The 476-nt window shown below is 50.2% G+C and carries 1 rRNA gene; it reads left to right on the top strand.

Features of this window, described 5'->3' with window-relative positions:
• A 16S ribosomal RNA gene (locus C2862_RS25590) occupies positions 1–476 on the top strand; the annotation flags it as partial.

The raw sequence follows: 476 nt of genomic DNA on the forward strand, positions 1-476 counted from the left end.
ATTACTCGCCTACGGGTGGCTGCAGTGAGGAATATTGGTCAATGGACGAAAGTCTGAACCAGCCAAGTAGCGTGCAGGATGACGGCCCTATGGGTTGTAAACTGCTTTTGTATGGGGATAAAGTGAGCCACGTGTGCTTTTTTGCAGGTACCATACGAATAAGGACCGGCTAATTCCGTGCCAGCAGCCGCGGTAATACGGAAGGTCCAGGCGTTATCCGGATTTATTGGGTTTAAAGGGAGCGTAGGCCGTGGATTAAGCGTGTTGTGAAATGTAGACGCTCAACGTCTGAATTGCAGCGCGAACTGGTTCACTTGAGTATGCACAACGTAGGCGGAATTCGTCGTGTAGCGGTGAAATGCTTAGATATGACGAAGAACTCCGATTGCGAAGGCAGCTTACGGGAGCACAACTGACGCTGAAGCTCGAAGGTGCGGGTATCAAACAGGATTAGATACCCTTGTAGTCAGGATAGG

It is taken from the genome of Massilia sp. Mn16-1_5, from assembly GCF_004798585.1.
Lineage (GTDB): Bacteria > Pseudomonadota > Gammaproteobacteria > Burkholderiales > Burkholderiaceae_D > Telluria.